Annotated in this window: 13 protein-coding genes; 8 read left to right on the forward strand and 5 right to left on the reverse strand. The window is 60.9% G+C overall.

Going from position 1 to position 12,975, the window contains the following annotated elements; all coding sequences use genetic code 11:
* Nucleotides 1-5: 5 nt before the first annotated feature.
* Both trpS and ACG9DO_RS01210 read left to right on the forward strand, forming a co-directional pair.
* Complete coding sequence (gene trpS / locus ACG9DO_RS01205; RefSeq protein WP_394729859.1) at nucleotides 6-1,022, forward strand: tryptophan--tRNA ligase; 1,017 nt, start codon at nucleotides 6-8, stop codon at nucleotides 1,020-1,022.
* A gap of 201 nt (nucleotides 1,023-1,223) precedes the next feature.
* Entirely contained in the window at nucleotides 1,224-1,901 is a 678-nt protein-coding gene (locus ACG9DO_RS01210) for a DUF4136 domain-containing protein (RefSeq protein ID WP_394729861.1), read from the forward strand.
* A 114-nt stretch (nucleotides 1,902-2,015) separates the two neighbouring features.
* On the opposite strand, the gene dut is transcribed toward ACG9DO_RS01210, so the two are convergent.
* On the reverse strand, nucleotides 2,016-2,474 hold the full coding sequence (dut, locus tag ACG9DO_RS01215; protein WP_394729863.1) for a dUTP diphosphatase: 459 nt from the start codon (nucleotides 2,472-2,474) through the stop codon (nucleotides 2,016-2,018).
* The gene (locus tag ACG9DO_RS01220; protein WP_394729865.1) at nucleotides 2,471-4,234 is read right to left on the reverse strand and encodes a bifunctional phosphopantothenoylcysteine decarboxylase/phosphopantothenate synthase; all 1,764 of its coding nucleotides are present in this window, start codon (nucleotides 4,232-4,234) and stop codon (nucleotides 2,471-2,473) included. The genes dut and ACG9DO_RS01220 overlap by 4 nt, the downstream gene beginning before the upstream one ends.
* A 197-nt stretch (nucleotides 4,235-4,431) precedes the next feature.
* Here ACG9DO_RS01220 and ACG9DO_RS01225 point away from each other — a divergent pair, with 197 nt between their 5' ends.
* A complete protein-coding gene (locus ACG9DO_RS01225; RefSeq protein WP_394729867.1) occupies nucleotides 4,432-4,839 on the forward strand; it encodes a DUF4345 family protein in 408 nt (135 codons plus the stop codon).
* 21 nt (nucleotides 4,840-4,860) lie between these two features.
* On the opposite strand, the gene ubiB is transcribed toward ACG9DO_RS01225, so the two are convergent.
* Nucleotides 4,861-6,417, reverse strand: coding sequence for a 2-polyprenylphenol 6-hydroxylase (gene ubiB / locus ACG9DO_RS01230; protein WP_394729869.1), 1,557 nt, complete (start codon nucleotides 6,415-6,417; stop codon nucleotides 4,861-4,863).
* A gap of 150 nt (nucleotides 6,418-6,567) precedes the next feature.
* On the reverse strand, nucleotides 6,568-7,302 hold the full coding sequence (locus tag ACG9DO_RS01235) for a class I SAM-dependent methyltransferase (protein ID WP_394729871.1): 735 nt from the start codon (nucleotides 7,300-7,302) through the stop codon (nucleotides 6,568-6,570).
* A 114-nt stretch (nucleotides 7,303-7,416) separates the two neighbouring features.
* Between ACG9DO_RS01235 and mutM the strand changes: the two genes are divergently transcribed.
* The 4 genes from mutM (at nucleotide 7,417) to ACG9DO_RS01255 (ending at nucleotide 11,505) form a co-directional block, all read left to right on the forward strand.
* Entirely contained in the window at nucleotides 7,417-8,232 is an 816-nt protein-coding gene (gene mutM, locus ACG9DO_RS01240; RefSeq protein ID WP_394729873.1) for a bifunctional DNA-formamidopyrimidine glycosylase/DNA-(apurinic or apyrimidinic site) lyase, read from the forward strand.
* Between the two features lie 128 nt (nucleotides 8,233-8,360).
* Complete coding sequence (gene rpsT / locus ACG9DO_RS01245; protein ID WP_394729875.1) at nucleotides 8,361-8,621, forward strand: 30S ribosomal protein S20; 261 nt, start codon at nucleotides 8,361-8,363, stop codon at nucleotides 8,619-8,621.
* A gap of 453 nt (nucleotides 8,622-9,074) precedes the next feature.
* Nucleotides 9,075-10,535, forward strand: a complete 1,461-nt coding sequence (gene dnaA, locus ACG9DO_RS01250) for a chromosomal replication initiator protein DnaA (protein WP_394729877.1) — start codon at nucleotides 9,075-9,077, stop codon at nucleotides 10,533-10,535.
* 190 nt (nucleotides 10,536-10,725) lie between these two features.
* The gene (locus tag ACG9DO_RS01255; protein ID WP_394729879.1) at nucleotides 10,726-11,505 is read left to right on the forward strand and encodes a HesA/MoeB/ThiF family protein; all 780 of its coding nucleotides are present in this window, start codon (nucleotides 10,726-10,728) and stop codon (nucleotides 11,503-11,505) included.
* Here the strand turns inward: ACG9DO_RS01255 and ACG9DO_RS01260 are convergent.
* Nucleotides 11,494-12,201 (reverse strand): NAD-dependent deacylase, encoded by a 708-nt coding sequence (locus tag ACG9DO_RS01260; RefSeq protein ID WP_394729881.1) that lies wholly within the window; start codon nucleotides 12,199-12,201, stop codon nucleotides 11,494-11,496. The genes ACG9DO_RS01255 and ACG9DO_RS01260 overlap by 12 nt on opposite strands.
* 40 nt (nucleotides 12,202-12,241) lie before the next feature.
* On the opposite strand from ACG9DO_RS01260, the gene dapB reads away from it, so the two are divergent.
* On the forward strand, nucleotides 12,242-12,970 hold the full coding sequence (dapB, locus tag ACG9DO_RS01265; RefSeq protein ID WP_394729883.1) for a 4-hydroxy-tetrahydrodipicolinate reductase: 729 nt from the start codon (nucleotides 12,242-12,244) through the stop codon (nucleotides 12,968-12,970).
* Nucleotides 12,971-12,975: the final 5 nt, after the last annotated feature.

Below are 12,975 nucleotides of genomic sequence, written 5' to 3' on the forward strand. Positions count from 1 at the left end.
AGTCCATGCGCGTCGTTTCCGGAATCCAGCCCACGGGCAATCTCCACCTGGGAAATTACCTGGGGGCGATCCGCAACTGGGTGCGGATGCAGGACGAGATGGATGGTGATTCCGAGTGCCTGTTCTTCCTCGCCGACCTCCACGCAATCAGCATGCCGCACGATCCGGCAGAGCTGAATTCGAACACGCTGGAAATGACCGCTGCGCTCGTTGCTTGCGGGCTCGATCCCAACAAGTCGATCCTGTTCAACCAGGCGCAGGTTCCCGCGCACGCCGAGCTTCAATGGCTGCTGATGGGCACGGCCCGAATGGGATGGCTTGGCCGGATGACACAGTGGAAGGACAAGGCGGGCAAGAACCGCGAGGGCCAGTCGGTCGCGCTGTTCAGCTACCCGGTCCTGCAGGCTGCCGACGTGCTGCTTTATCAGGCGACTCACGTGCCGGTGGGCGAAGACCAGAAGCAGCATCTGGAGCTTTCACGCGACATTGCGCAGAAGTTCAACAATGACTTCGCTCCCGAAGATGCGCCGGTCTTTACCTTGCCGGACCCCTATATTCCGCCGCAGGCCGCGCGAATCATGTCCTTGCGCGATGGCACGGCCAAGATGAGCAAGTCGGATCCGTCAGACTTGAGCAGGATCAACCTGACCGACGATGCGGACACCATCATGAAAAAGGTCAAGAAGGCGAAGACCGATCCCGAGCCCTTGCCGTCTGAAGTCGACGGGTTGGAAGGCCGTGCAGAAGCATCGAACCTTGTCTCGATTTACGCTGCGCTCACGGGCGCAAGCGTGGATGACGTCCTGCGCGAGTATGGCGGGCAAGGCTTCGGCGGGTTCAAACCGGCCCTCGGTGAAGTTCTGGTCGAGACCCTCGATCCGATCACTTCGCTGTTCAGGGGACTGCGCGAAGATACCGAGATGTTGCAGGCGATTCTGGCTCGCGGCGCTTCAAGAGCGCGTGAGATCGGAACCCCGACATTGGATGCCGCCTATAAGGCGCTGGGCCTCGTGCGCGGGTAACTGACTGTTATCAAATGTCTAAATCGCGAATCTTGGCCTAATTCCCGCGTTCAAATCTCGTTCACTTCACCTGTCCTATAACACGCGTTACCGACGAAGGGCTGCGCAGACAGCGAGGGTCATCTGGCTGCAGCTTGGTTGAATTGCCGCTTGCATGTGATGCGCGCGGCAAGGCAATATCGAGACAAGAGGTGAGACATCATGAGTGCATTCACTAACCGGGCTAAGACCCTCAGGCTGGCAACTGTAGCGCTGCTTGCAGCAGGGCTTGCGGCTTGTGCGCCAAGCTTCAAGGCGGACGTGTCGCGTTTTCAGGCAGAACTGCCCGCTCCTGCGGGTGAGACTTTCGCGGTGGTCGCGGATGACCCGGCCCTGGCTGGCGGGCTTGAATTTGCGCTCTATGCCGATGAGGTCGAAGAGGAGATGACCAATCTCGGCTACGTCCAGGCGGCAAGCCCTGAACAGGCGTCTCTGCTGGTCAGGTTCGACTATGACGTCGACAATGGCCGCGAGCGTGTGCGCAGCACCGGCTATGGCGCGGACCCGTTTTTCGATCCCTGGTACGGCTATCGCTCGCGCTTCTACCGCCGCCCGATCGGCTATTGGGGCTATGGCTTCCATGACCCGTTCTTTGGTGGGCCTGAAGTGCGCAGCTACACCGTCTATACCAGCGGCATCGAGCTGAAGATCGACCGAGCGGCAACCGGTGAGCGGCTGTTCGAAGGCAAGGCACAGGCCTTGTCAACTTCGAACCGCCTGCAATATCTGGTCCCGAACCTGGTCGATGCCATGTTTACAGACTTCCCGGGCAATTCCGGAGAGACCGTGCGCATCACGATCAAGCCTGAAGAGACCAAGGTGCGCAACGTCAAGAACTGACCGTCCGCTCTTTGAATTGACAATGAAGGGCGGCTCCGTTGCGGGGCCGCCCTCTTCGTTTGTGTGGTCAGCGGTTGTCCAGTTGCGCACGCACTGCTTCAAGCAGGTCAAACTTTACAGTCGTTCGTGGCCGCCAGTGGAACCGAACCCGCCCGCACCGCGGTCTGTGGCATCGAGGTCCTCGACTTCGTCCCACGCTGCCTGCGTCACCGGTGCCAGCACCAGCTGCGCGACGCGGTCGCCGCGTGCGATCGGGAACGGCGCATCGCCATGGTTGATCAAGATGACCTTGAGTTCCCCGCGATAGTCGGAATCAATCGTACCTGGCGTGTTCGGGACGGTAATGCCATGCTTCAAGGCAAGGCCGGAGCGGGGCCGAACCTGGATTTCGTAGCCTTCAGGGATCGCCACGGCGAGGCCTGTCGCCACGGCATGGCGCGAGCCGGATGCAATGGTGACCGTCTCAGCCGAGACAATATCCATTCCAGCTGCGCCAGAGGTCGCATATTGAGGCAGGTCGAGCCCTTGGCCATGCGGCAAGCGCTTCACCTTGACCGCGACAGTCTGGCTCATTCGGCCGCCTCGGGCATGGATAGTTTATCGGCCACGCGCTCAAGCAGCGCCATGGCGACTTCGATCTTGGGCATCTGCTCAAGGCTTTCAACGCCTTCATCGCTGACGATATGGACGCGGTTCTCATCGCCGCCCATGACATTGCCCGATACGTCATTCGCGACGATCCAGTCAGCAGCCTTGCGCTTGCGCTTGCGCTTGGCGTTCTCCAGCACGTCTTCGGTCTCAGCGGCAAAGCCGACGACGAGCGTCGGTCGCTTGTCGGACGCACCGACATTGGTGAGAATGTCCGGGTTTTCCGTGAGGACCAGAGCAGGCGGTGCGGAACCGCGCTTCTTCATCTTTTCCGCGCGGTATTCCTTGGGCCGCCAGTCTGCGACGGCCGCGACCATGATCGCGACATCGGCAGGCATTGCATCCTTCACCGCTTGCGACATGTCAGCCGCGCTTTCGACATCGATGCGGTCGACACCCTTGGGCGTCTTGAGCGAAACCGGCCCTGCGACCAGCGTGACCTTTGCGCCAAGTGCGGCGGCTGCAGCGGCAATGGCAAAGCCCTGCTTGCCCGAGGAACGGTTGGCGATGTAACGCACTGGATCGATCGCTTCCCAGGTCGGGCCAGCGGTGACAAGCACATGCCGGTCGGCAAGCGGCTGGTGGCCTTTCTTGACCTTGATTGCCTGACCATCGAGCGCGTCTTCTTCTGCGGATTCGACATCATCCGGAACAACCGGAGCAGCGGCTTCCTGAACTTCCCCTGCAGCAGGTTCAGGCGCACTCTGGCGCTCATTGACTTCGTGATTGATCGCATCCGGATCGATCGGAGGCGCAGCCGATGCAGACCCCTTCTTCGCCATCAGCGGTCCGCCAAGATCGGGCACGGCATCAGGATCGACAGCGTCTTCTGCAGGTGCGGTTTCGCCATCGCTTTCAGCATCAGCATCAGCATCAGCATCAGCCAGCCGAGCCGCTTCTTCCTCAAGTGCTTCGGCTTCGAGCCGCGCCGCTTCCTCTTCTTCAAGCTGCTGCGCTTCGATCTCTTGCGCTGAACGCTTGGGTGTTGAGCGGGGGATGATAGAAGACAGCAATCCGCTCAGGCCGCCGCTCTTCGGTTCAACTTCAGGCTCCGGCTCAAGCGCTTCAAGGATGTCGTCTGCACTAGTGTCTGCTGCGGCGATCCTTGCAGGCTCGATAACTTCAGGGGCTTCCACTTCGATATCGAAGTGCCCGGCAATGGCTGCCCAGATCGCATGGGGTTCTGGCAAGCGGCCATAACCGAACTCGCCGCAGGCCATCGGCCCTTCATCGGGATCAAGCACTTGTACACCCGCATCGCGCAGCCAAGCGACATTGCGCTGGGTCGCTTCATGTTCCCACATCCGCACGTTCATCGCGGGCACCGCCATCACGGGCTTGTCGGTCGCAAGGATGACGGTGGTCGCAAGGTCGTCTGCAATGCCTGCGGCCATCTTCGCCATCATGTCAGCGGTCGCCGGGCAGACAACAATCAGATCCGCCTCGCGGCTCAATTCGATATGGCCCATCTCGACCTCATTCTTGAGGTCCCACAGGCTGGTATATACTTCGTTTTCGCTGAGCGCTGCGAGCGCCATGGGGGTCACGAATTGCTGCCCGCCTTGCGTCACTACGCAGGTGACTTCGCCGCCGCCCTTGCGGATCAGGCGGACCAGCTCGCACGACTTGTAGGCCGCAATGCCGCCACCCACGATAAGCAGGATTTTTGGATGCGCTGCGCTCACAAAATCCGTCCTCAAACAGCAAGGCCATGGCGGATTACCCTCCAAGGCCTCAGGAAATGATCGATCAATGGCGTCCCGCAAGGCAGAATAGCCGCACTTTTCGCCTTGTCCAATTGTGGTGAGTAGTGGTTAAATTTTAGCTAGCAAAGGGCTAAAAGCCTTGGTGGATAGAGATAAATTGCGAGGGGAGAGCCACAATGGTGACAATTTTGCGCGCGCTGATTTTACTCGGCGGGATGTTCTATATCGGCTTGGGGATCGGCTTCCTGGTCGATCCAGCGAGCAATGGGCCGGACTTTGGAGTGCTTCCCGATGGGGCCAAAGGCCTGTCGATCATCCGTGCCGATTTAACCGCCTTCTTCTGGGTAGCCGGGGGGTGCCTCATCATCGGTGCATGGAAGCGGAGCGGCGATATGCTGCTGGTCACCGCAGCCCTGATGGGCACTGCGCTGCTGGGTCGCTCGGTTGGCCTCGCACTGGATGGCGCTTACCCTGAATGGTGGATGCCCATGGCCGCCGAAGCGATCACTGTCATCCTCGCGCTGATCGGCAGCCGCGTCCTGCCGCATCACGTGATGGGCGAAAGCGAAGGCTTGCCCGGCTGAACCTGCCCAACTGAACTCGCTTCAAGCGATCCAGCCGAGCGTGCTGGCCCCGATAACCGCGCCAGCCCCCAGCGCTGCGGCGAGCAGATAGCCCAACCAACCGCGTCCTTCGCGGCTGCGTCGCTCCCACATCAATTCAAGGTCGGGCAAAGGCGGAGGTTCAGGCGCGCCGCCCTTGGGCGGGAATTGCTCTTCCAGCCGCCGAATGAGACCCGGCAGGCGGAACAGGGTTTCCGTGTCCGTCTTGATCCGGTCTGCGACCGCTGCTTCTGGACCCAGCTCATCGCGGATCCAGCTGCGCACATAAGGCGCGCTGGTGTCCCACATGTTGATCTCTGGGTTGAGCTGGGTCGCAATGCCTTCAACCATCACCATGGTCTTCTGCAGCAGCAGCAAGTGCGGCTGGGTCTGCATGTCGAAGTCGCGCGTGATGGCGAACAGCCCGTCGAGCATCTGGCCGACGGACAGCTCGCTCACCGGCTTGCCGCGCATCGGCTCACCGACAGCGCGCAAGGCGGTGGCGAATTCATCGACCGAGTGGTAGCTCGGAACATATTGCGCTTCAAAGTGGATTTCCGCCACGCGGTAATAATCGCCAGTGGTCAGGCCATAGAGGATTTCTGCCAGCCACACCCGCGCGCGGCGGTCGATCCGCCCCATGATGCCGAAATCGATCGCGACGATCGTCCCGTCATCTTCCACGAACAGATTGCCCTGGTGCATATCGGCATGAAAGAAGCCGCCGCTGATGGCCTGGGTCAGGAACGCGATCACCAACCGCTGAGCGAGATCGGGCAGGTCATGACCGCGCGCGATCAGTTCGCCAGTCTTGCTGATCTTGATCCCTTCAACCCATTCCACGGTCAACACCCGGCCGTTGGTGCGATCCCAGTCGATCTCCGGCACGCGGTAGCCGTGAATGCCCTTCATCGATTCCGCGAGTTCGCTGGCCGATGCGGCCTCGCGCCGCAAGTCGAGCTCGCTCAGTGTCCAGCGCTTGAAGTTGGCAATGACAAGCCGCGGGCGCAGACGCGAGGCTTCGCCGCCGAGCGCTTCGAGATGCGCAGCCGCCCATTCATAGGTCTGGATGTCCTTGGCAAACTGCTCGCGGATGCCAGGACGCAAGACCTTGATCGCAACCTGCTTCCCTTCGGTCGTTACCGCGCGGTGCACCTGCGCGATCGAAGCAGCGCCAACCGGCTCAGGATCGATCGATTGAAACAACGTATCGAGCGGCTGTCCAAAGCTTGCCGCCATCGAGGCTTCGATTTCAGCGAAGGGAACCGGCGGCAGATCGTCTTGCAGGCTGAGAAGATTGTGCGCCGCTTCCTCGCCCACCAGATCAGGCCTGGTCGCAAGGGTCTGGCCAAGCTTGATCGCGGCCGGGCCGATCGCGCGAAAGGCACTGGCATAGTCTGGCTCGGCAGGCTGGAACGTACCGAGCCGCGCCAGCCGTGCGAGCCGCTTTACCGGCGTCGGTGTGTTGGGATCGCTTTCAATCCCGCGCAGCGCGCCGTACTTCGCCAGTGTCCGGCCCCACTTCAGGAGCCGGAAGATATGGGTCGCTGGGCGTGTCATGTGGTTATCTCGCCTGACGGCTCGAGCGGCACCGGCCCGCTCCCCCACCCGGCCACCCAACAGGATAATCTCATGGATGGCCGGGTGGGGGCATGGGCTGGTGCCGGGCGCAGCGAAGCACGCAGTGCGGAGCGGATCGACGCCATAGGCTTATATCTTCCATCCCGAATGGATGGCGACTGCCCCTCCGAGGATCGCTTCGACCCGCGTGTTCACAAAGCCTGCATCGCGGATCATGCGTTCAAATTCCGGCATTGGCGGGAAGCGGCGGATCGATTCCGCGAGATAGCGATAGCTCTCTTCGTCCTGCGCGATGATCTTGCCCATCTGCGGCATGATCTTGTGCGAATAGACGTCATAGACTTCCTTGAAGCCGGGCCAGGTAGTGGTCGAGAATTCGAGGCAGAAGAACCGCCCGCCATGCTTCAGCACGCGGTGTGCTTCTTTCAGCGCAGCTGGAATGTCTGTGACGTTACGGATGCCGAACGCGATCGTATAGGCGTCATAGGTTCGCGAGGGATAAGTCAGTTTCTCCGCATTCTGGCACGACCACGAAAGGCCGGTGATCCCGCGATCCATCGCGCGCTCAATCCCGACATCGAGCATGTCCTGGTTGATATCGGCAACGGTCACTTCCGCGCCGCGCGCCGCCATGCGGAACGCGATGTCGCCGGTACCGCCAGCCATGTCGAGGATCGCTTCACCCGGCTGCGGCTTCACGCGCCGCACGAAGCGATCCTTCCACAGCCGGTGCATGCCGCCTGACATCGCATCGTTCATGATGTCATACTTGGCTGCGACGCTGGAGAACACTGCGCCCACCCGGCGCGTCTTTTCCTCCGGGGCTACTTCTTCATAGCCGAAAGAGACTTTGTCTTGAGTCATGCGGGACCCTCTAGGGGAGTTTCAGCATAGCGCAAAGGCTGTTAGAGGCCTGGATGAATTTGAACTGGGGCACCCGCGCCTTCAATTCGAGCGTGAGCGAGCCAAGAAAAATCCATGCCAGAGTTACCAGAAGTAGAAACAACGGTTCGCGGGCTTGCCCGGTTCCTTGAAGGTGAGCAGATTACGCGCGTGACGCTAAACCGCGCGGAATTACGCCGCCCCTTCCCGCCAGAGCTGGTGCAGGTGATGACAGGTGCCACCGTCACTGGACTTTCTCGGCGTGCGAAGTACGGCCTGGTTCATCTCGACCGCGAGCAGACCATGATCTTCCATCTCGGCATGAGCGGCAGGTGGCGGATCGACCCTGAAGTAGCTGACCCGCATGATCATCTTGTAATGGAGACATCTGCCAATCGCTTCGCGCTGTGCGATCCGCGCCGGTTTGGGTCGGTCGATCTGGTGAAAACAGCGGCGCTTGATGACTGGCCGCAATTTGCAAGCCTTGGCCCTGAGCCTTTGGGCGATGCGTTGACGCCGCAATATCTCAAAGCTGCGCTCCAGGGGAGATCACAAGCCATCAAGCTGTGCCTGCTCGACCAGAAGATCGTGGCAGGACTCGGCAATATCTATGTCTGCGAGGCGCTGTGGCGTGCGGGCATCCGTCCGCGCAAGGCAGGTGGGAAGGTTACACGGCCACAATTGGAGCGGCTGGTGCCCGCGATCAAGGACGTGCTCATGCAATCGATCAGCGATGGCGGATCATCCTTGCGCAATTATGCGCAACCCGATGGCGAGCTCGGCTATTTCGCGACGCGCTTCGATGTCTACGGTCGTACAGGCGAGCCCTGCCGCCGCGGCGATGGCGGGGCAATCAAACGGATCGAACAAGGCGGGCGCAGCACCTGGTTCTGCCAAGTCTGCCAGAAGTGAGCGAATCCTTGACGTTCTCCGCCCTGCCGACTATGTGCGCGCCTTTCCGGCGATGAATCGCCATATCTGACATTGAACTCGAGACAGCAAATCGGTCGCCACTGCGGCGATCTGACATAAGGACGAACATGGCCAACACGCCGCAAGCCCGCAAGCGCATCCGTCGCAACAACCGCCGCGCCGAAGTCAATGGCGCGCGCATCAGCCGCATCCGCAACTTCGTGAAGAAGGTAGAAGCGGCATGTGAAGCCGGTGACAAGGAAGCCGCTGCCGCAGCCCTCAAGAGCGCTCAGCCTGAAATGGCGCGCGGCGTTGCTCGCGGCGTGCTGCACAAGAACACAGTGGCACGCAAGATGAGCCGACTCAGCAAGCGAGTCGCCGCTCTCTGATTCGGTTTCGTGCTGTCTTCCGGGGCTCTCCGGAAGCCAGAATTTGAGGATCGAACATCCAAAGGGGTCAGCCCAAAAGGGCTCGGCCCCTTTTTTGTTGCGCGATCTCGTTAGGCAACTTGACGCAACCCTAGGATTTATCGCGATTCGCATAGCCCAAATCAGCGAAATTCTTTAAAATCAATGACATCAACGCAAGTCTGCGGGGTTGCAGGGAGTCAACATTTTTATTTCGGTTTTTTGACAATTTCCCCCCTTGCCTCTGGCGCTCAGGCGTCCATAAAACTTTTCATACCCGAGGCGGGACAGCTCGGGTTCTTACATTATCGTTCGACAGGGTGCGCTCCCGGTTATCCGATTCCGGGTCCTGGCGTAGCTTTGTCTGTCGTATATAACAGGGGGTCTTGCGAGGCAGAATCGTGCCTTGCGAGAGCGAAAGAGGTTCGTCTGGGAATGGTCAATAAAAGTGACAGCGCGCGGGTGGCAAAATCAAAGGACGCAGATCTGATGGAAGACATGGAAGCGGTGAATCTGGCCGCTGACTGGGCGGACATCAGCCAGGGGTTGCGCAAGGATCTGGGTCATCAACTCCACAGCCAATGGATCAAGCCGATCCAGGTTGGCGGTCTTGAGAAAGAGACCGGCACGCTTGATCTGTTCCTTCCCACCGAATTCTCCGCGAACTGGGTCAATGACCGCTTTCATGACCGCTTGCAGCTCGCCTGGAAGATCATGCGCAGCGAAGTGCGCAAAGTGCGCATCTCTGTCCACCCGGGCCGCCGCCAGCTGCCGGAATTGCGCCTCGACGATGGCCGTCGCCCAGCCAATGACGCCGATGCAAGCGCCATCGCGGTTGCGGCCGGGACGATTGGCGAAGCAGGCTTCACCAGTTCTGTCGGGCTCGACCCGCAGCTGACCTTTGCCGCGTTCGTGACCGGCGAGACCAATGTGCTCGCCTGCAACGCAGCGCAGCGCATGGCTGCGACAGAGCAACCCCAATTCTCGCCACTTTATCTCAAGGCCGCGACTGGCCAGGGCAAGACGCACTTGCTCCACGCGATCGGCCACGCCTTCCTGCAGGCCCATCCGCGGGCGCGTATCTTCTATTGCTCGGCAGAGCGCTTCATGGTCGAGTTCGTCCAGGCGCTGAAGAACAACCAGATGATCGAATTCAAGGCGCGCCTGCGCAGTTTCGACCTGCTGCTGGTTGACGACATCCAGTTCATCATCGGCAAGGCCAGCGCACAGGAAGAGCTGCTCTACACCATCGATGCGCTGCTGGCTGAAGGCAAGCGCCTCGTCTTTGCCGCTGACCGTGCGCCACAGGCCCTGGACGGGGTTGAGCCGCGTTTGCTCAGCCGCCTTTCGATGGGTCTCGTCGCTGATATCCAGCCAGCGGACATTGAACTGCGCCGCAAGATCCTCGAATCGAAGCTCACGCGGTTCGCGCCGCTCAACGTGCCGGACGATGTGATCGACTTCCTTGCGCGCACGATTACGCGCAACGTCCGCGAGCTGGTTGGCGGCCTCAACAAGCTGATCGCCTACGCCCAGCTGACAGGACAGGAAGTCTCGCTGAACCTCGCCGAGGAGCAGCTGACCGACATCCTCTCGGCCAATCGCCGCCGGATCACGATCGATGAAATCCAGCGCACGGTGTGCCAGTTTTACCGTATCGACCGCAGCGAAATGTCATCCAAGCGCCGTGCCCGTGCGGTCGTCCGCCCGCGTCAGGTCGCGATGTATCTCGCCAAGGTCCTGACGCCGCGCAGCTATCCCGAAATCGGGCGCAAGTTCGGTGGACGCGACCATTCCACGGTTATCCACGCGGTGCGGCTGATCGAGGATCTGCGCCAGCGCGATGCGGATATGGATGGCGATGTGCGCAGCTTGCTCCGGCAGCTTGAAAGCTGAGGCAACAACGTTAATTCGCACATAGTTTCCACAGCTTGTGAACAGGTCTGGCCACAAGGGTTATTCACTCAGGCTCCACCGGGCCTCCACTGGCAATCCTCAGCTAAGCAACACCTAATCGACAGAGCTATGCACAGCCCTGTCGACAGGCTATTCACACCTTGAGCACAGGCTGTAAACAGCTTCTCCCATGAGCAATACGCCGCTTTCCCAACAGCGCCTCGACCGCTTTGCGCGCCATATCGTGCTGCCGGAAATTGGCGGTGCGGGGCAAATCAAGCTGACGCAAAGCCACGTCGTGATCGTGGGACTTGGCGGTATCGGTTCGCCAGCGCTGCAATATCTTGCGGGCGCGGGCATTGGAAAGCTCACCCTGCTCGACGATGACGTGGTCGATGCCACCAACCTCCAGCGGCAGACGATCTACTCGACCCGCGATGTGGGTCATGGCAAGGCAGTCGCCGCACGCCGCTGGCTCGCCAATTTCGACGAGAATCTGGAGGTCGAGATTTCCGACCGGCGTATCGACGCAGAGAACATCGGCGACAGAATCGCAGGCGCCAATCTGGTGCTCGATGGCACGGACAATTTCGCGACCCGGCTCGCGGTATCCGATGCCTGCGTGGCCGAGCGCACGCCGCTATTGTCGGCCGCGGTCGGCAGGTTTCAGGGACAGGTTGGCGCTTTCGCGGGGCATCTGGTTGGCGAAGCCTGCTACCGCTGTTTTGTCGGCGATGCGTTCGATGCGGAGGACTGCGACACCTGCGCGGAAGACGGGATGCTGGGCGCGATGGCCGGTTGGGCCGGAACCTTCGCTGCGATGCAGGCGGTGCGCGTGCTGCTCCAGGGTGTCAGCACTTTCGGCGATCCGCAATTTGGCAAGCTGCACATCCTCGACGGAATGAAACCGGGGATGCGCACGCTCACCATAGCGAAGGATCCGCAATGCAAGGGGTGCTCAGCGCGCTAGCACTTCCTCGACCCAAAGCGGCACCAGTTCACCCGCAGGGCCGAGGCGACTTTCGTGGAACCAGTGCGAACCTTCAGAGCGCTCAAGGTTAAGCTCCAGCGTCCGCGCCCCGCAATCGAGCGCATCTCGCACAAACCCGGCCGCCGGATAGACCGCGCCCGATGTGCCAATGCTGACAAACAGGTCTGCCTTGCGGATCGCGGCATAGATCCGTTCCATCTGATACGGCATCTCGCCAAACCACACGACATCCGGCCTGAGCGATGGCGCCTGGCAAACCGGACAGGGCGGGCGGTCGCTCATGGCTCCGTCAAAAGGGCATCGCATTTCGCAGGCGAGACACAGCGCGCTTTTCAGCTCGCCGTGCATATGGAGCACGCCCTTCGCGCCGCCGCGTTCGTGCAAATCATCGACATTCTGCGTGACGATCAGCAAGTTGCCGCGCTCACCCCATTCGCGCTCCAGCCGCCCCAGTGCATGATGTGCGGGATTGGGCTCGACCCTGGCGAGCGCCTCGCGCCGCATGTCGTAGAAGCCAAGCACCAGGTCCGGATCGCGCGCAAAGCCTTCAGGCGTTGCGACATCTTCCACCCGGTGCTGCTCCCACAGGCCCCCTGCATCGCGGAAGGTGTCGATCCCGCTTTCCGCGCTGATTCCTGCGCCAGTCAGGATAACGATGTTGCGAATATCTTCCATTGCCCTCAAGTAGCGAAGCGGTAGGGCGAAGGGAAACGCAATGGCACAATTTGGCATTATCGGACACAAGGGGCGCATGGGGCAGGCGCTTGCCAGCGCTATTGAAGAAGCGGGCCACACGATAGCTGGCGGGATCGATGCCGGCGGACAGCCCGGCGCTATCGCCACGCAAAGCGATGCGCTGATCGACTTTTCCGCGCCCTCCGCACTGGAAAGCACGCTGGCTGCAGCGCGAGTGGCGGGCACACCGATCCTGATCGGAACGACCGGTCTTGAAGCCGAGCATCAGATGATGATTGACGAAGCGGCGGGCTCCATCCCCGTGCTTCAAACCGGCAACACGTCGCTTGGCGTAACGCTCCTCGCGCATCTGGTCGAGACTGCGGCAGCCAAGCTCGGCCCGGAGTGGGATATCGAGATCGTGGAGATGCATCACCGGATGAAGGTCGATGCGCCTTCGGGCACGGCCAAGCTGCTGGGCGAAGCGGCCGCCAGGGGCCGCGGGATCGACCTTGCTCGTAATACTGAAAGCGGGCGGGACGGAATGACCGGTGCGCGCGAACAGGGCGCAATCGGTTTCGCAGCGCTGCGCGGGGGAACCGTTGCAGGCGATCACAGCGTGATTTTCGCTGGCGAGGAGGAACGCATCACGCTTACTCACAATGCGGAAAACCGCATGATCTTTGCACGCGGAGCCGTGAAAGCTGCCGCATGGCTGATCGGCAAACCTGCGGGGCGCTACACGATGAACGACGTGCTGGAGTTGTGATCCGG

This window comes from Altererythrobacter sp. GH1-8 (assembly GCF_043702085.1).
In the GTDB taxonomy this organism is placed as follows: domain Bacteria; phylum Pseudomonadota; class Alphaproteobacteria; order Sphingomonadales; family Sphingomonadaceae; genus Erythrobacter.

Bases quoted from the DNA above. Each gene is read 5' to 3' on its own strand.
- rpsT (WP_394729875.1), top strand. From the start codon at position 8,361: ATGGCCAACACGCCGCAAGCCCGCAAGCGCATCCGTCGCAACAACCGC.
- ACG9DO_RS01260 (WP_394729881.1), bottom strand. From the start codon at position 12,201: ATGGAAGATATTCGCAACATCGTTATCCTGACTGGCGCAGGAATCAGC.
- ACG9DO_RS01255 (WP_394729879.1), top strand. From the start codon at position 10,726: ATGAGCAATACGCCGCTTTCCCAACAGCGCCTCGACCGCTTTGCGCGC.
- ubiB (WP_394729869.1), bottom strand. From the start codon at position 6,417: ATGACACGCCCAGCGACCCATATCTTCCGGCTCCTGAAGTGGGGCCGG.
- trpS (WP_394729859.1), top strand. From the start codon at position 6: ATGCGCGTCGTTTCCGGAATCCAGCCCACGGGCAATCTCCACCTGGGA.
- mutM (WP_394729873.1), top strand. From the start codon at position 7,417: ATGCCAGAGTTACCAGAAGTAGAAACAACGGTTCGCGGGCTTGCCCGG.
- dapB (WP_394729883.1), top strand. From the start codon at position 12,242: ATGGCACAATTTGGCATTATCGGACACAAGGGGCGCATGGGGCAGGCG.
- ACG9DO_RS01235 (WP_394729871.1), bottom strand. From the start codon at position 7,302: ATGACTCAAGACAAAGTCTCTTTCGGCTATGAAGAAGTAGCCCCGGAG.
- dnaA (WP_394729877.1), top strand. From the start codon at position 9,075: ATGGTCAATAAAAGTGACAGCGCGCGGGTGGCAAAATCAAAGGACGCA.
- ACG9DO_RS01210 (WP_394729861.1), top strand. From the start codon at position 1,224: ATGAGTGCATTCACTAACCGGGCTAAGACCCTCAGGCTGGCAACTGTA.
- ACG9DO_RS01225 (WP_394729867.1), top strand. From the start codon at position 4,432: ATGGTGACAATTTTGCGCGCGCTGATTTTACTCGGCGGGATGTTCTAT.
- dut (WP_394729863.1), bottom strand. From the start codon at position 2,474: ATGAGCCAGACTGTCGCGGTCAAGGTGAAGCGCTTGCCGCATGGCCAA.